This is a genomic window from Amycolatopsis stemonae, from assembly GCF_054781455.1.
This window is the reverse complement of sequence record NZ_BAAGUJ010000021.1, coordinates 106988-126166: the sequence shown is the minus strand read 5'-3', so window position 1 is coordinate 126166 and position 19179 is coordinate 106988. Positions and strand designations below refer to the sequence as shown.

2 protein-coding genes are annotated in these 19179 nt (G+C 73.5%); one reads left to right on the top strand and one right to left on the bottom strand.

What is annotated here, in order from left to right; genetic code table 11:
- Positions 1–2 precede the first annotated feature (2 nt).
- Positions 3–18005, bottom strand: coding sequence for an amino acid adenylation domain-containing protein (locus ACYVLJ_RS43490; RefSeq protein ID WP_460443083.1), 18003 nt, complete (start codon positions 18003–18005; stop codon positions 3–5).
- Positions 18006–18141: 136 nt separating this feature from the next.
- Here ACYVLJ_RS43490 and ACYVLJ_RS43485 point away from each other — a divergent pair, with 136 nt between their 5' ends.
- Entirely contained in the window at positions 18142–19179 is a 1038-nt protein-coding gene (locus ACYVLJ_RS43485) for a FecCD family ABC transporter permease (protein WP_460443082.1), read from the top strand.

Here is a 19179-nt window from a genome sequence, read left to right as displayed (position 1 = left end):
GGCTACCTCGCGTCTCGGGTCACCAGGGCGGCAAGTCCGGCCGCCGTGGGGGTACGGAAGAACTCGGCGATCGGGACCTCGGTCCCGAGCCGCTCGGTGATCCGGTCGCGCAGGACCACGAGCAGCATCGAATGCCCGCCGAGGGCGAACAGGTCGTCGTCGGCACCGACCGTGCCGACGTCCAGGACCTCCGCGAAGACTTCGCAGAGGGTCTTCTCCAGCGGGGTTTCCGGCGCCCGGCCGCGGGTCTCGAACCCGGGCACCGGCAGGGCGGCCTTGTCGAGCTTCCCGTTGGGGGTCACGGGGAACGCGTCCAGCGGGACGATCGCCGCGGGCACCATGTACCCGGGCAGCGACCGGGCCGCGAACTCCCGCAGCCACACCGGATCCGCGGTCGCCGGGGTGGTGTAGGCGACCAGCCGGTCTTGCCGGACGACGACGAGCGCCTGGTCCACGTCGTCGTGGCGCGCCAAGGTCGTCTCGATCTCGCCCGGCTCGATCCGGAAGCCGCGGAGCTTGACCTGGTCGTCCGTGCGGCCGAGGTACTCGAGCTGCCCGTCGGGCCGCCACCGCACCAGGTCGCCGGTGCGGTACATCCGCTCCCCCGGCGGCCCGAACGGGTCGGCGACGAACCGGCCCGCGGTGAGCGCGGGACGCTCGTGGTAGCCGCGGGCCAGCCCGGCGCCGGCCAGGTACAGCTCGCCGGGCACGCCCGCCGGGACCGACGTCAGGCCCCCGTCGAGGACGTACGCGCGGGCGTTGTGCACGGGCCGCCCGACCACCGGCCGGTCCGCGTCGGCGAACCGCCCGACCAGCGCGTCCACTGTGGCCTCGGTCGGGCCGTAGAGGTTGTACGCCGCGGTACCCGGCATCGACCGCAGCGTCTCCCACAGCGTCTGGGACACGGCCTCGCCGCCGACGCCGACGACGCCCAGCGCACACGAACCGTCCTCGATCACGCCCGCCTCCGCCAGTTGCGCGAAGTGCGACGGCGTCAGCTCGAGGAAGTCGAGCCCGCGTTCGCGCACCACCGCGGCCAGCCGCACGGGATCGCGGCGCGTGTCGTCGTCGACGACGTGCACCTCGTGCCCGTCCAGCAGCCACAACTGCGGCTGCCACGAGGCGTCGAAGAAGAACGCCCAGGCGTGGCCGACCCGCAACCGCCGCCCGCCCGCCGCGGCGACGGCCGGGCGGTAGAGCGTCTCGCGGTGGCTGTGGAACAAGTTCACCAGCCCCGAATGCGGGATGACGACTCCCTTGGGCTGGCCCGTCGAGCCGGACGTATAAAGCACATACGCCGGGTTCGCGGGCGACGGCGGTGTCAGGGACGCGTCACTGTCCACAATGTCCTCGACGAACAGGGCTCCGGGCACCGGCGAGGCCAGCGCGCGGCTGGTGAGCACCAGCGCGGCACCGGCGTCGGCGAGGATCGCCGAGATCCGGTCGGCCGGCTGGTCCGGGTCCACCGGCAGGTACGCGGCGCCGGTCTTGAACACGCCGAAGATCGCCTCGACGACCGCCGCCGAGCGTGGCAGCACCAAGGCCACGACCTTCTCCGGACCCGCGCCCCGGGCCGCCAGCCACCGGGCCAGGCGGTCGGTCCGGGTCGCGAACTCCGCGAAGGTGACGCTGCCGCCGGCGTCGCTCAGCGCGGTCGCGTCCGGCGTCGCCGCCACCTGCGCGGCCAGCCGGTCGACGACCGTCGGCGCGGCCGTGGTCAGCGGCTCGCCCGCGCCCCACTCGGCGACGATCCGGTGGCGCTCGGCCGGGTCCAGGACGTCGATCCGGCTCAGCGGCCGGTCCGGGTCGGCGACGACCGCGGTCATCAGCCGCACCAGGCGCTCGGTGAGGGTCCGGGCGGTCGGCTCGTCGAAGAGGTCGAGGCTGAACTCGAGGTCACCGTCGATGCCGCCGGGGGTTTCGACGAGGTCGAACGACAGGTCGAACTTCGCCTGCCGCAGCCCGGTGTCCCGGTAGGACGCGTCGAGCCCGAGCAGCCGCTCCTGTTCGGCACCCGAGTGGTAGACCGCGAGCATCACCTGGAACAGCGGGTGCCGGGCCAGGGACCGGGCCGGGTTGAGCAGCTCGACGAGGTGCTCGAACGGCAGGTCCTGGTGGGCGTACGCGGCGAGGTCGGCCTCGCGGACCCGGTCCAGCAGCTCGCGGAACGTCGGGTCGCCGCCGGTGTCCGTGCGCAGGACGAGCGTGTTGACGAAGAACCCGGCCAGGTCCTCCAGCGCGTGGTCGGTGCGGCCCGCGACCGGTGTGCCGAGCGGGATGTCGGTGCCCGCGCCGAGCCGCGTGAGCAGCGCCGCGAGAGCCGCCTGCAGCACCATGAACGTGCTGGTGCCGCTGCCGTGGCCCAGCTCGCGGAGTCCGTTGTGGACGTCGGCGGGCACGGTGAACGGCACGGCCGCGCCGCGGTTGGTCGAGCGGGCCGGACGGGGCCGGTCCGCGGGCAGCGCCAGCTCGTCGGGGATCCCGGCGAGCGTGGCGCGCCAGAACGCCGCTTGGCGGCCGAGGACACTGTCCGGGTCGTCGGCCCGGCCGAGCATCTCCCGCTGCCACAGCGTGTAGTCCGCGTACTGCACCGGCAACTTCGTCCATTGTGGACGTTGACCGCGCAGGCGGGCCGCGTAGGCCGTGTCGAGGTCCCGCTTCAGCGGCGGCAGCGACCAGCCGTCGCCCGCGATGTGGTGCACCAGCAGCACGAACACGTGCCGCCCGGGCCCCGCGGACACGAGCGTGGCGCGGACCGGGATCTCGGCGTCGAGGGTGAAGCAGTACGACGCCGCGGCGGTGACGCGCTCGTCGGGATCCGCCGTCGTTTCCGTGACCAGCACGGGCCGGGCTCGGTCGTCGCCCGCGTCCAGGACGATCTGACGCGGCGTGCCGTGCTCTTCGACGATCACCGTCCGGAGGATCTCGTGCCGAGCCACGACATCGCCCAGCGCCGCGCGCAGGGCGTCGACGTCCACGCGGCCGGTCAGCTCCCACGCCCACGGGATGTTGTAGGTCGCGTTCAGGCCGTCCAGGCGGTCGAGGAACCAGAGCCGCTGCTGGGCGAACGACAGCGGCAGGACCGCGGGCCGGTCCGCCGGGACCAGCGCGGGACGGCTCTGCCGCCCGGGGTCCAGCAGTTCGGCGAGGCGGGCCGGGGTCGGCGCGTCGAAGACCGCCCGGATCGGGACCTCGACGCCGAGCAGGGCGCGGATCCGGCTGACCAGCCGCGTGGCGAGCAGCGAGTGGCCACCGAGGGTGAAGAACCCGTCGTCCGGCCCGGCCTGCGGCACGCCGAGGACGTCGGCGAAGAGGTCGCACAGCGCCTGCTCGGCCGGGGTCCGCGCGACCCGGTCCGAGGTCCGGACCGCGGGGTCGGGCAGGGCGGCGCAGTCGAGCTTCCCGTTGGCGTTCACCGGAAGTTCGGGCAGCACCACGACGGCCGAGGGCACCAGGTACTCCGGCAAGCACTCGGCAACCCGTGCGCGCAACGCCGTGGGATCGCCCGCCGGTGCGACGTAGGCGATCAGCCGGCTCTCCCGCGCGATCACGGCCGCGCGCGCCACCGAAGCGTCCGCCGTCAGCACGGCTTCGACCTCGCCCGGTTCGACGCGGAAGCCGCGGATCTTGATCTGCTGGTCGGCGCGGCCCAGGAACTCGAGGGCACCGTCGGGCCGGCGGCGGACCAGGTCGCCGGTGCGGTACATCCGCTCCCCCGCCTCGAACGGCGACGCGACGAACCGGTCCGCGCTGAGCGCCGGACGCCCGAGGTAGCCGCGCGCGAGCCCGGCACCGGCCAGGTACAGCTCACCGCGCACGCCCGGCGGCACCGGCCGCAGCCCGGCGTCGAGGACGTGCGCGCGGGTGTTCGCGATCGGCCGCCCGAGGGCCACCGGCCCGCAGACCTGCGCGAGGCTGTCGCCCGCGGCCTCCGAGCAGCCGTAGAGGTTGACCAGCTTCGCGGCCGGCCACTTCAGCGCGACCTTCTCGGCGAGGGCGTCGGAGAGCGGTTCGCCACTGGTGACCCACGTCGTCACGGAGTCGAACGCGCCCGCCGGGGCGTCCTCGGCGAAGGTGTCGAGCAGACTCGGGACGACGGTCAGCACCTGCGCGCCGGACGTGCGGACCAGCTCGGCCAAGGCGAGCGGGTCGGTGGCCGTCGCGTCGTCGGCCAGGACGACCGCGTCGCCCGCGACCAGCCCGCCGAGCAGCTCGGTCGAGCCGTCGATGAACGTCAGCGCGCTCTTGGCGATCCGCACGCCCTGGGCGGCTTCGCGGCCCCAGTGCAGCCGGTTGGCCAGGGCCCGCTGCGTGCCCGCGACCGCCTTCGGGCGACCGGTCGAGCCGGACGTGAAGATCACGTACGCCGGGTTGTCCGGGCTGATCACCGGCCACGCGGCCGCGGCGCCGGTGTCGCCGGGCCGGACCAGCCGGTCGCCGAAGCCGTCCTCGGCGACGACGAGGTGGGGTGCGGCGTCCGCGAGCATCAGCTCGACGCGCTCGGCCGGGTGGTTCAGGTCCAGCGGCAGGGAGGCCGCGCCGGTCTTGAGCACGGCCAGCAGCGCGACGACCAGGTTCGCCGACCGTGGCAGCGCGACCGCCACGACCCGCTCCGGTCCGGCGCCCCGCGCGAGCAACGCCCGGGCGAGGGTGGTGGCCCGCCGGTCCAGCTCCGCGAAGGTCAGGGTCTGACCGCCGAACACCAGCGCGGGAGCGTCCGGGGTCCGCGCGACCTGGGCCGCGAACAGCTCGGCGGGCGTCTCCGCCGGGAGCAGTGTCGCGGCGCCGGGGGCGAGCTGTTCGTGCTCGGCGGCGGTGAGCAGGTCGACCGCGCCGATCCGGGTGTCCGGGTCGGTCACGACGGCCTTCAGCAGCATGCGCAGCCGTTCGAGGATCGCCTCGACGCCGGCGCGGTCGAAGACGTCGCTGTTGTACTCGGCGGTGCCGCGGATCCCGGTCCGGTGACCGGGCTTCTCGCCGACGAAGAACGTCAGGTCGGCCCGCGCGGTGCCGGTGCGGACCGGCTCCTCGGCCACCGTCAACCCGGGCAGCACCAGGTCCGCGACGGCGTTGTTCTGCCAGGCGAGCATCGTCTGGAACAGCGGGTGGTACGCCAGCGAGCGCACCGGGTTCAGCGCCTCGACCAGCCGCTCGAACGGGACGTCCTGGTGCGCGTAGGCGTCCAGGCTGCGCTCCCGGACGCGGGCCACGAGCTCGCGGAACGACGGGTCGCCGCCGGTGTCCACCCGCAACACCAGCGTGTTGACGAAGAAGCCGACGAGGTCGTCCAACGCGGGGTCGGTGCGGCCGGCGACGGACGTGCCGAGCGGGATGTCGGTGCCCGCGCCGAGCCGGGTGAGCACCGCCGTGAGCCCGGCGTGCACGACCATGAACACGCTGGCGCCGCAGGCGCGGGCCAGCTCGACGAGTCCACTGTGGAGTTCGGCGTCCCAGCCGAAGGCGAACTGCGCACCCCGGTAGGACGTTTCCGCCGGGTGCGGGCGGTCCGTCGGCAGCTCGATCCGCTCCGGCAGGTCCGCCAGCGCCTCCCGCCAGTACGCCAGCTGCGGTTCGATGACCGGTTCGCCGAGGGCGTCCCGCTGCCAGAGCGTGTAGTCCGCGTACTGCACCGGCAGCGGAGTCCACTGAGGAGCGTCACCGGCCCGGCGGGCGGTGTAGGCCGTCGCGAGGTCGCGCCACAGCGGTGCGGTCGACCAGCCGTCGGACGCGATGTGGTGGAACACGAGCACCAGGACGTGCTCGCGATCGCCCAGGCGAAGCAGCTCGGCGCGCAGCGGGATGTCGGACTCCAGCTCGAACACCGTGCGAGCCGCCTCGGACACCGCGCCGGCGAGCGTGGCCTCCGTGACCGTCCGGGTCGGCAGCGGGATCGTGACGTCGTCGAGGATCAGCTGCCGGGCCTCGCCGTCGATCTCCGGGAACACCGTGCGGAGTGCTTCGTGGCGTTCGACCACATCGGACAACGCCGTGCGCAGCGCGTCGAAGTCGAGTTCGCCGGTCAGCCGGACCGCGGTCGGCATGGCGTAGGTCGCCGACGGGCCTTCCAGCCGGTGCAGGAACCACAGGCGTTGCTGGGCGAACGACAGCGGCAGCACCTCCGGACGCGGCTCGACGCGCACCAGCGCCGGTCGCGCGACCGAGGCGTCCTGAGTGGACAGCAGGGCGGCCAGCCCGGCGACGGTCGGCGTCTCGAACACCGACCGCACCTGCAGTTCGACGCCGAACACCGCGCGCAGCCGCGCGACGAGCCGGGTCGCCATCAGCGAATGCCCGCCGAGGGCGAAGAAGTCGTCGTCGACGCCGATCGACGCGGCGTCGAGGACCTCGGCGAACAACCCGCAGAGGACTTCCTCGACCGGGGTACGCGGCGCGCGGCTCGCAGTCGCGGTCTGCCGGCCGGGGCTGGGGAGCGCGCGCCGGTCGAGCTTGCCCGACGCGAGCAGCGGCAGCCGGTCGAGGACGACGAACGCCGACGGCACCATGTACTGCGGCAGCCGGTCGCGGACGTGGGCCCGCAGGGCCGAGACCAGGGCACTGGTGTCCCGTTGCCCGGCCGGGTGGTTCCCCAGACCGGCCAGAGCGGCCCGGGCCGGGCGCGCGCGGTGGATGCGCGTCGGCTCACCGGTGGTGAACACGACCTCGAGCACACCCGGCTGCGCAGGTGCCGCGTAGACGCCGTACCCGAGGTCGGGCAGGTTCTCGATGTCCACTCCGGACGGATCGGCGGCCAACGCGGACAGGGCCGCATCGGCGTCACCTTCGGCGAGCGCGGCGACCGCGGCCAGTTCGCCGGACAGCCGCGCGTCCGGGACGCCGGTGACCCGCAGCCGCGCCGGGCGTTCGGCCAGCACCCGCGCCAGCTCGTCGAGCGACGTGAACGGGACAACGGTCTCCTCGACCGGCGCCGGTTTGGGCGCCTTCCGGAGGACGACGTCGTAGCGGTGCCGGGTCAGCTCGTTGTGCGCGCGCCCGCGCTTCACCCACAGGTCGACGTCCTCGAAGCCGTCCAGACCGCGAGCCAGGGCCGCGAAGAAGTCCGGGTCGAGCACCAGTTCGCCCTCGCGCGCGACGGCCTGGTCGACCGCCGCCGCGGTCCGGCGGCCGTGCCGCAGCTCGGTCGCCGTCCGGAACGCCCGCAGCGAGCGCAGGTTCCGGATGTCGCCGAGGAAGAGCACGCCGCCCGGCCGGACGTGCGCCGCGGCCGTGCGGACGACCTCGGCGAGGTAGCCGACGCTCGGGAAGTACTGCGCCACGGAGTTGATGACCACGGTGTCGAACGGCTCGTCCGGCAACTCGCCCAGGTCGTGCGCCGGGCGCGCGGCCAGGTGGACCTTGTCCGCGAACGGCGTCGCGGCGAGCTCTCGCCGCAGGTTCGCGATGGCGCGCTCGGACAGGTCGACGCCCCAGTACGCCTCGGCGTCGGGCGCGATCCGGGACAGGATCAGCCCGCTGCCGACGCCGATCTCGAGGACCCGCTTCGGGTGCAGCGCGCGGATCCGGTCGATGGTGGCCGCATGCCACTCGCGCATCTCGTCGAGGGGGATTTCGGAGCCGTCGTAGCTGGAGTTCCAGCCCGTGAAGTTCTCCTCCAGCCCGCCCGACGCCGCCTCGGTGAAGACGTTCTCGTGCAGCTCGCGCCATTCGCCGACGTGGTCCAGTTCCGCTTCTTCGTCCCGGCTCGCGGCCGGGACGGCGTAGGCGACGAGCCGCCCGTCGTGCGCGAGGACGACGGACCGCCCGACGGCCGGGTGCTCGGCGAGCACGGCCTCGATCTCGCCCGGCTCGATGCGGTAGCCGCGGATCTTGACCTGGTCGTCGGCTCGCCCGAGGAACACGAGACGGCCGTCCGGCAGCCATTTCACCAGGTCACCGGTGCGGTAGAGCCTCCCACCGGAGCCGAAGGGGTCCGCGACGAACCGTGCCGACGTCAAGCCGGGGCGCCCGAGGTAGCCGCGGGCCAGGCCCGAACCGGCGAGGTACAGCTCCCCCACCACACCGGGCGGGACCGGCCGCAGCCGGGCGTCGAGCACGTACGCGCGCGTGCCGGGGTCGGGGATGCCGATCGGGACGACCGTGGCGTCCGCCAGCTCGGCCGGGTCGCTCTCGCCCAGGGTCGAGTTGGTCGTCGCCTCGGTCGGGCCGTAGGCGTTGAACATCCGGCGGCCCGGCGCCCACCGCCGGATCAGCTCCGGCGACACGCGCTCGGTGCCGGCGAGCAGGACGCTGTCGCGCGGGAGGTCGCAGTCCTCCGGCATGGCGTCGAGCAGCGCGGGCGGCAGGATCATGAAGTCCACGCCGTGCGCGAAGGCGTATTCGCTCAGCGCCGGACCCGCGACCCGGCGCTCGGCCGGGACCACGACCAGGCGGCCCCCCGAGAGCAGGCCGAGGCAGAGGTCCCAGAAGGCGACGTCGAAGCTCGGCGACGCGAACTGCAGCACCCGGCTGTGCGGGCCGATCCCGAACCGCTCGACCTGGGTGGCGACCAGCTTCGCGACGCCCGAATGCTGCAGGACGACGCCCTTCGGCCGCCCGGACGAACCGGACGTGTAGAGCACGTACGCCGCGTTCTCCGGCTTGACCTCGACGGCCGGGTCCTCAGTGGACAGTGTGCCGAGGGCCGGGTCGTCGAGCAGGACGCGCGGCACGTCCGCGGGCAGCTTCGCGTCGATCTCCCGGGTCGTGACGACGCAGACCGGGCGAGCGTCCTCGACCATGTAGGCGATCCGGTCGCCGGGGTAGTCGACGTCGACCGGCAGGTAGGCCGCGCCCGCCTTGAGCACGGCCAGCTCCGCGACGATCATCTCGACCGACCGCGGCACGGCGAGCGCGACGACCTGTTCGGGCCCGGCGCCGCGCTCGAGCAGCAGGTGCGCGAGCCGGTTGGCGCGGGCGTCGACCTCGGCATACGTCAGTTCGACGTCCTCGAAGACCAACGCCACCGCGTCCGGGGCTTCCGCGACGCGGCGGGCGAACAGGCCCGGGAACGTCTCGGTGCCCGCCGGGTCGGGCGATCCGGCCCAGCGGGTCAGGACCTGGTCACGCTCGTCGCCGGTCAGCAGGTCGAGGGCGCCGACCGGGCGATCCGGCTCGGCCAGGGCCGCGCGCAGCAGGACTTCCAGGCGGCGCAGGATCGCGTCCGCGCCCGGGTGGTCGAAGACGTCGGCGTTGAACTCCAGCACGCCGGCGATCCCGGTTTCGCGCTCGGTCAGCGAGATCGCCAGGTCGAACTTCGACGTTCCGGTGGTCACCGGGATCTCCGTCACGGCCAGGCCCGGCAGGGTGACTTCGGCGCGGGCGTTGTTCTGCCCGGCGAGCATGACCTGGAACAGCGGGTGGTACGACAGGGACCGCGCCGGGTTGAGCACCTCGACGAGCCGCTCGAACGGCACGTCCTGGTGGGCGTACGCGTCGAGGTTGCGCTCACGGACCCGCGACACGAGGTCGCGGAACGACGGCTCGCCCCCGGTGTCGACGCGCAGGACGAGCGTGTTGACGAAGAACCCGACGAGGTCGTCGAGCGCCGGATCGGTGCGGCCGGCGATGGGCGAGCCGATCGGGACGTCCGTGCCCGCGCCGAGCCGGGTGAGCAGAGCGGCGAGGGCCGCGTGCACCACCATGAACACGCTGGCGCCGGATTCCCGGGCCAGCTCGGTCAGGCGGGCGTGGAGCTCGGCGTCCCAGGTGAAGGTGTGCAGCTCGCCGCGGAAGGTGGCGGTGGCCGGGTGCGGGCGGTCCAGGGGCAGCTCGATGCGGTCCGGCAGGCCGTCCAGGGTGTCGCGCCAGTAGTCGAGCTGGGTGCTGAGCACGCTGTCCGGATCGTCTTCGCTGCCGAGCAGATCCCGCTGCCACAGCGTGTAGTCCGCGTACTGCACCGGCAATGGTGTCCACTGTGGATTCCGCCCGGCGCTCCGCGCGGCGTAGGCCGTGGCGATGTCCCGCCACAGCGGAGCCATCGACCAGCCGTCGGAGGCGATGTGGTGGAACACCAGCGCGAAGACGTGCTCACGCTCGCCGGTCCGGAGCAGCTCGGCGCGCATCGGGGCGTGCCGTTCCAGGTCGAACGAGCCGCGGACGAGAGCGGTCAGCGCCGCGTCGAGGTCGGCGACCTCGCGCACCGGCAGCTCGACGTCTCCGGCCGGGAGGATGTCCTGGTACGGCACGCCGTCCCGCTGCGGGAACCGCGTCCGCAGCACCTCGTGCCGCGTGACCACATCGGACAGTGCTGCCCTGAGCGCTTCGACGTCGAGCCCGCCTTCGAGCCGCATGACGAGCGGCACGTTGTAGGTCGCCGACGGGCCTTCGAGGTGGTGCAGGAACCACAGCCGCTTCTGCGCACCGGACAGCGGCACCGGTGAGGGCCGCACCGCCGGGACGAGCGGCGGGCGGGCGGGCGTGCCGCTCGTGGCGAGCAGGCCGGCCAGCCCGGCGGCGGTCGGCGTCTCGAACACCGACCGGACCTCCAGCTCGGCGTTCAGCGTCGCGCGGATGCGGGCGATGAGCCGGGTGGCCAGCAGCGAATGCCCGCCCAGGGCGAAGAAGCTGTCGTCGGGGCCGACGCGCGGCAGGCCGAGGACGTCGGCGAACAGCTCGCACAGCTGCCGTTCGGCCGGCGTGCGCGGCTCGCGGCCGGACGTCGGCGCGACCGGGTCCGGCGACGGCAGGGCGCGGCGGTCGAGCTTGCCGTTGGCCGTCACCGGGAGCGCGTCGAGCACGACGATCGCCGAGGGCACCATGTGCTCCGGCAGCCGGTCGGCGGCGAGGGTCCGCAGGTCCGCGGTCAGCGTGCTGATCCGCCGGAAGCGGCCGGGGTTGCCGGTGTAGGACAGCAGCGGCTCGCTGCCCGGCCGGAACGCGCCCGCGGTGTCGCCGGTCGTGAAGACGACGTCCACGGACCCGTCGCCCTCGGCGGACCAGGTCACGACCGTGCGGTAGCCCTGCGCCTCACCGAAGGCGTACCAGTCTTCGGGGTTCACCCCGTCCGGTGCGGTGCGGGCGTTCGGCACGCGTTCGATCCGGCACGGACCGGTGACTTCGTCCACAGCGGACACCTCGGTGCCCCACCGGAGCGTGGGGACCTCGGGGGCCGCGGCCGGGCCCGGACGCAGGGTGACGTCGTAGCGGTACTGGGTCAGCTCGTTGACCGCCCGGCCGCGCTTGACGCGGATGTCCGCCGCGACCTCGTCGAGCCCGGCGAAGAACTCGGGGGCGACGAGCAGTTCCTTCTCCCGCAGCAGACCCTGCTCGACGTCGCCGCCGCGGGCCTCCGCCACCGCGGCGTGGAACGCCCGGACCTGACGCAGGTCCCGGACGTCGCCGACGAACACCGAGCCACCCGGCGCGAGCAGGTCCACGGCCTTGCGCAGCACGTCGAGGAGGTACGTCCCGCTGGGGAAGTACTGGACGACGGAGTTGAGCACGATGGTGTCGAAGTACCCCGCGGGCAGGCCGGACACGTCGGCGGCGTCGGCGGTGCGCAGTTCGACGCGCCCGGCGAGTCCGGGGTCGGTGGCCACGCGCGAGCCCAGCGACGCGATGACCTCGGCCGAGAAGTCCGTGCCCCAGTAGGACTCGCAGTGCGGCGCCAGTTCCGTGAGGAGCAGGCCGGTCCCGACGCCGATCTCGAGCACGCGCCGCGGCCGCAGCTCCCGGATCCGCGTGACGATCGCGTCCCGCCACTCGCGCATCTCCGCGCGCGGGATCGGTTCACCGGTGTGGCTGGAGTTCCAGCCCGCGAACTCGTCGCCGGCGCCCGCGTACACCGAGTCGTACAGCTCGCGCCACTCGCCGACCTGCTCGGTCTCGTCGCCGGCGCTCGCCGGGGTGTCGGCGGGGACGACGTAGCCGACCAGGCGGACGTCGCCCGGCCGGTCTTCGCGCGCGACGACCACGGCGTGCGCGACGTCGTCGTGCGCGGCGAGCGTGGCCGCGATCTCGCCGGGTTCGACGCGGAAGCCGCGGATCTTGATCTGCTCGTCGCCGCGGCCGAGGAACTCGAGGACGCCGTCGGGACGGAAGCGCGCCAGGTCCCCGGTGCGGTACATCCGCTCCCCCGGCTCGAACGGCGACGCGACGAACCGTTCCGCGCTGAGCCCGGGTCGGCCGAGGTAGCCACGGGCGAGCTGGACGCCCGCCAGGTACAGCTCACCGGCCGTGCCCGGCGGCACCGGACGCAGTGCGGCGTCGAGCACGTACGTCCGCGTGTTCCACACGGGACGTCCGATCGGGACGGTCGTGTCCTCAGTGGACGTCCGCCAGGACGTCACGTCCACCGAGGCTTCGGTCGGGCCGTAGAGGTTGTGCAGCTCGGCGTCCAAGACCTCGCCGAACTGCACGACCGCGTCGGGCGGCAGGGCTTCGCCGCTGCACAGCACCCGGCGCAGGCTCGTGCACTCCCCCGCGGCCGGCTCCTGCAGGAAGACCCGGAGCATCGACGGGACGAAGTGGACGGTCGTGATCCCGCGGTCGCGGATCAGCCGCGCGAGGTAGGCGGGGTCCCGGTGCCCGTCCGGCCGGGCGAGAATCTCGGTGGCGCCGGTGATCAGCGGCCACAGGAACTCCCAGACGGAGACGTCGAAGCTCGACGGCGTCTTCTGCAGGACCCGGTCGTCGCCGGTCAGGCCGTACTCGGCCTGCATCCACAGCAGCCGGTTCACGATCCCCGCGTGCGGGACGACGACGCCTTTGGGCCGGCCCGTCGAACCGGAGGTGTAGATGACGTACGCCGGGTTCTCCGGCCTGAGCACGACGTCGAGCGGCGCGTCCGGGACCCCGTCGAGCGGCGGCAGGTCGTCGGCGGAGTCCAGGACCAGCACCGGGGCCGCGTCTTCGAGCATGAACGCGAGGCGGTCGGCCGGGTAGCCCGGGTCGAGGGGCAGGTAGGCCGCGCCGGTCTTGAGCACGGCGAGGATGGCCGTGACCAGGTGCGTCGAGCGCGGCAGGGCCAGGGCGACGACCTGCTCGGGTCCCGCGCCGCGCTGGGCCAGCACGCGGGCGAGGCGGTTCGAGACGGCGTCCAGCTCGGCGTAGGTGAGCTCTTCGTCCTCGAAAACCAGCGCCGTGGCCTCGGGCGTCCGCGCGACCTGGGCCGCGAACAGTTCGGGCACGGTCACCGCGGGGACGCCCTCGGTCGCGCCGGACCAGACCGCGGGCAGGCTTTCGCGTTCGGCCGGGGTCAGGACGTCCAGCGAGCCGAGCCGCCGGTCCGGGGCCGCGACGGCCTGGCGCAGCAGGACTTCCAGGCGGTCGAGGATGCCGGTCACGGTCGCGTGGTCGAAGACCTCGGCGTTGAACTCGGCCTGGCCGTGGATGCCGTCGGCGCGCTCGGTGAGGGAGAACCAGAGGTCGAACTTGGCCGTACCGGTGCCGACGGGCCGCTCGGTGACCGTCAGCCCGGGCAGTTCGACACCGGCGCCGGGCGTGTTCTGCCAGGCGAGCATGGTCTGGAACAGCGGGTGGTACGCCAGCGACCGGGCCGGGTTCAGCGCCTCGACCAGCCGCTCGAACGGGACGTCCTGGTGGGCGTAGGCGTCCAGGCTGCGTTCGCGGACGCGGGCGACGAGGTCGCGGAACGTCGGGTCGCCGCCGGTGTCCACCCGCAACACCAGCGTGTTGACGAAGAAGCCGACGAGGTCGTCCAACGCGGGGTCGGTGCGGCCGGCGATCGGGGTGCCGATCGGGATGTCCGTGCCGCCGCCGAGGCGCGACAGCAACGCGGTCAGGCCCGCGTGGACGACCATGAACGGGCTGGCGCCGCACGCTCGGGCGAGGTCGGCGAGCCCGGCCTGCAGGACGGTGTCCCAGGTGAAGGTGAAGAACTCGCCGCGGTAGGCGGACACCGCCGGGTGCGGCCGGTCCAGCGGGAGCGGGATCCGCTCGGGCAGGCCGGCCAGGGTCGTGCGCCAGTAGCCGAGCTGGGCGGCCTCCTCGGTGGCGAGCAGTTCTCGTTGCCACAGCGAGTAGTCCGCGTACTGGACCGGCAGTGGTGTCCACTCGGGAGCGTCGCCGCGCAGCCGGGCGCGGTAGGCCGTGGCGATGTCCCGCCACAGCGGCGTCAGCGACCAGCCGTCGGCGGCGATGTGGTGGACGACCAGGACCAGCACGTGCCGCCGCGGGTCGACGGTCAGCAGCGCGGCCCGCACCGGCACCCCCGCGCCGAGGTCGAACACGCCACGGACGAGCTCGTCCACTTCGGACCCGGCCATCGGGCGAACAGTCAAGTCGACCGTCGCCTCGGGGAGAACTTCCTGGTACGGCACGCCGTCCGCGGTCGGGAACACCGTCCGCAGCGCTTCGTGCCGGGCGACGACGTCGTCCAGCGCCGACCGCAGCGCCTCGACGTCCAGCTCGCCGGACAGCTGCATGACGAGCGGGACGTTGTACGTCGCCGAGCCGCCTTCCAGCCCGTGCAGGAACCAGAGCCGTTGCTGCGCGAAGGACAGCGGCAGCCGGTCCGGCCGCTCGGCCACGCGGGTGAGCGGCACCCGCTCGGTGCCCGTCACGGAACCGGCCAGGAGTTCCGCCAGCGCGGCCGGGGTCGGCGCGTCGAACACCGCCCGCACCGGCACCTCGGCCCCGACGGCCGCGCGGATGCGCTGGATCAGCCGGGTCGCGAGCAGGGAATGCCCGCCGAGGGCGAAGAAGTCGTCGTCGGGCCCGGCCTGCGGCACGCCGAGGACGTCGGCGAACATCTCGCACAGCAGCTGCTCGACGGGGTTGCGCGGCGCGCGGCCCGGCCCGGCGGTGAACCGCTCCGGGCTCGGCAGCGCCTTGCGGTCCAGCTTGCCCGAGGCGAGCACCGGCAGCCTGTCCAGCACGACGAACGCCGACGGCACCATGTACAGCGGCAGCCGCTCCCGGACGTGCGCCCGCAGCGACGCCACCAGTGCGCCGGTCTCGCGCCGGGCCGCCGGGTTGTTGGCGTACGACGCGGGTGTGCCGGTCGGCCGGACCAGGCGGTAGGCGGCCGGGCCGTCTTCCCCCCTCGAGAAGACGGCCTCGAGCCCGCCGCTGTCCGCCGCCCACGTCACCGCCACCCGGTACCCGGCCCGCCCGCCGAGCCGGTGCAGGGCCTCCGGGTCAACACCGTCACGTCGTTCGAGCGCGGCCAACGCCCCTTCGGCGTCCCCCGCGTCGAGGGCCCGCACTGCCGCCAGCTCACCGGTCAGCCGCGCGTCCGGGATGCCCGTGACGCGCAGCCGCGCCGGCGCCTCGGCGGCCAGGAACCGTTCCACCGAGCCGAGATCCCCGAACGCGACGACCTGCTCCTCGACCGGCACCGGCTTCGGCGCCTTGCGCAGGACGACGTCGTAGCGGTGCCGGGTCAGCTCGTTGTGCGCGTCCCCGCGCTTCACCCACAGGTCGACGTCGTCGAAGCCATCGAGCCCGCGAGCCAGGGCCGGGAAGAAGTCCGGGTCCAGGACCAGCTCGCCTTCACGGGCGATCGCCTGGTCGACCGCGGCGACGTCGGCCCGGCCGTGCCGCAGCTCGACCGCCGTGCGGAACGCGCGCAGCGACCGGAGGTTCCGGATGTCGCCGAGGAAGAGCGTGCCGCCCGGCGCCAGCACCCCGGCGGCCGTCTTCACCACTTCGGTGAGGTAGCCGGCGCTCGGGAAGTACTGCGCCACGGAGTTGATGATCACCGTGTCGAACGGTTCGTCCGGCAGTTCGCCCAGGTCGTGGGCCGGGCGGGCGGCGAGGTGCACCCGGTCGGCGAACGGCGTCGCGGCGACCTCGCGCCGGACGTTCGCCACCGCGCTCTCGGAAAGGTCGACACCCCAGTACGTTTCGGCGTCCGGTGCGATCCGCGACAGGATGAGCCCGCTGCCGACGCCGATCTCGAGGACGCGCCGGGGCCGCAGCGCGCGGATCCGGTCGATGGTGGCCGCGTGCCACTCGCGCATTTCGTCGAGGGGGATGTCCGAGCCGTCGTAGCTGGAGTTCCAGCCGGCGAAGTTCTCCTCGATGCCGGTCGACCCGGCGAGCATTTCCTCGTGGACGGCGTGCCATTCCTCGACGTGCCCCTGCTCGGCGGCTTCGTCGCGGTCGGGCACCGGCACGGCGTAGGCGACGAGCTGCCCGTCCTGCGCGACGACGACCGACTGGCCGACGCGCGGGTGCTCGGCGAGCACCGACTCGATCTCGCCCGGTTCGATGCGGTAGCCGCGGATCTTGACCTGGTCGTCGGCGCGGCCGAGGAACACCAGCCGGCCGTCCGGCAGCCATTTCACCAGGTCACCGGTCCGGTAGAGGCGCCCGCCGGAACCGAACGGGTCGGCCACGAACCGCTCCGACGTCAACCCCGGGCGCCCGAGATACCCGCGTGCCAAGCCCGATCCCGCGAGGTACAGCTCGCCGGTGACCCCGATCGGGACCGGCGCGAGTGCGGCGTCGAGGACGTACGCGCGGGTGCCGGGGTCCGGGACGCCGATCGGCACGGCCGAGCCCGGCGCGAGCTCCGGGTCGCACAGCCCGAGCGTCGAGTTGGTGGTGGCTTCGGTCGGGCCGTAGGCGTTGAACATCCGCCGGCCCGGGGCCCAGCGCCGCACCAGCTCCGGTGAAACACGCTCGGTGCCGGCCAGCAGGACGCTGTCGCGCGGCAGGTCGCAGTCTTCGGGGAACTCGGCCAGCAGCGCGGGCGGCAGGATCATGAAGTCGACGCCGTTGGCGTGGGCGTATTCGGCCAGCTCGGGGCCGGGCACGCGCCGCTCGGCGGGGGCGATCACCAGGCGGCCGCCGGAAAGCAGGCCGAGGCAGAGGTCCCAGAACGCGACGTCGAAGCTCGGCGACGCGAACTGCAGCACCCGGCTGTGCGGGCCGACGCCGAAGCGCTCCGACTGCGTCGCGACGAGCTTCGCGACCCCCGCGTGCGACACCACGACGCCCTTGGGCCGTCCGGTGGAGCCGGACGTGTAGATGACGTACGCGGCGTTGGCCGGGACGATCGCCGCTTCCGGGTCCGGTGCCGGGTCCCACGAAACGTCGTCGAGCAGCAGGACGTCGCCGTCGAAGCGGTCGGCGAGTTCGCCGGTCGTCACGACGCAGACGGGCCGGGCGTCGGCCACCATGAACGCGATCCGCTCGGCCGGGTAGTCCTGGTCCAGCGGCAGGTACGCGGCCCCGGCTTTCAGGACGGCCAGCTCGGCGACGATCATTTCGAGGGACCGCGGTACGGCGAGCGCGACGACCTGCTCCGGCCCGGCGCCGCGTCCGAGGAGGACGTGAGCAAGCCGGTTCGCGCGGGCGTCCAGCTCGGCGTAGGTCAGCTCCTGGTCCTCGAACACGAGCGCCACGGCGTCCGGAGCCTCCCGGACGCGGGCGGCGAACAGCTCCGGCAGGGTCGACAACGGCGTGTCGAGGCCGGTGTCGTTCCACTCCTCGAGAATCCGGCGCAGCTCGGACTCCGGCATCAGGCTCAGCCGCGCGACCGGCCACTGTGGATTCGCCAAGGCTTCGGCCAGCAGGTGCTCCAGGTGCCCAAGCATGCGGTCCACAGTGGACTCGTCGAGGACGTCGGCGCGGTAGTGCGCGCCGTCCGCGGTCAGGTTCAGGTCAAGGGGCAGGTCCGTCTCGGCGCCGAAGCCGACGTTGACGAGCACCGCTCCCCCACGCCCGGGCTGCGGCCGCACTTCGGCGACCAGGTCGGCGAACGGGACTTCGTGCGCCAGTGCTTCTTCGCGCGCCTCACGGACGCGCATGACGACCTCGGCAAAACCGGGCGAGCCACCGAGATCCACCCGCAGTGGCACCAGCGAACCGATGCCGAGCACGACGTCGGCGGTTCCCGCATAGCGGGACAAGAGCACGGTGAACGCCGCGAGGAGCGTCAGCTCGTCCACCGCGGGCAACGGCCGCGAGAGCCGGGCCAGGACCGGCGAGGCGGCGTACGGCCGGTCGACCGGCAGCGCGAGCTCCTTCGGTGCCGAGGCGAGGCGGTCACGCCAGAAACCGAGCTCCGCCACCTGCTGCACAGCGTCACCGTTGCTCACCGGTAGACCAGCCTCCCGCTGCTCAAGACACCCCGAACCGGGTGTGGACTTAGGGCAACCTAACAAACCGAGGGTGAGAATGCACTGCTGTACCATCGGTTAGCCTTACCTAAAATGAGTACCAGTCGGAGGTGCGGTGCGAACAGACCCCGGAGGGCTCGCTCTCACGCGACGCCCGCCACACACGGGCCGCGCGCTCGGTCTGCTGGCCGCCTTCGCCGCGCTGGTTTTCCTCTGCCTGCTGAGCATCTGGCTGGGGTCCAAGGAGATCTCGTTCGGCGCCGTCTGGCAGGTGCTGTGGCACAACGACGGCTCGGCGGACGCCGTGATCATCCACAGCGTGCGCATGCCGCGGACCGTGCTCGCCGTGCTGGTGGGCGCCGGGCTCGGCCTGGCCGGCACGGTGATGCAGGCGCTGACCCGCAACCCGCTGGCCGATCCGGGCCTGCTCGGCGTCAGCGCCGGGGCCGCGTTCGCCATCGTGTTCTCGATCACCGTGCTGGGGATCAGTTCCCTCTACGGCTACGTCTGGTTCGCCTTCGGCGGCGCGCTCGCCGCGACGGCCGTCGTCTACTTCCTCGGCACGCGCGGGCGCGCCGGGTCGAGTCCGGTCAAGCTCGCCCTCGCCGGAGCCGCCGTCACCGCGCTGCTCGCGTCGTTCACCAGCGCGATGGTGCTGTCGGACCCGGTGGCGCTCAACCGCTACCGCTTCTGGTCGGCCGGTTCGCTGACCGGTGTGGACGGCACCGCCCTGCTGCAGGTCCTGCCGTTCCTCGTCGTCGGTGTGGTGCTGGCGATCGCGAGCGGCCCGGCGCTGAACAGCCTCGCCCTCGGCGACGACGTCGCGATCGCGCTCGGCCGCAAACTCGGCCCGCTGCGGCTTCGCGGTGCGCTGGCGATCACGCTGCTGACCGGCGCGGCCGTCGCCGTCGCCGGACCGATCGTGTTCCTCGGCCTGATCGTCCCGCACGCGGTGCGGTTCGTCATCGGCCCGGACCACCGCTGGCTGCTGCCCTACACGGCCGTCCTCGCGCCGTGCCTGCTGCTCGCCGCCGACATCCTCGGCCGGGTCCTGGCGCGGCCGGGCGAGATCCGCGCGGGCGTGATCGTCGCGTTCCTCGGCGCGCCGTTCTTCATCTGGCTGGTCCGCCGCCGCAAGCTCGTGGAGTCCTGA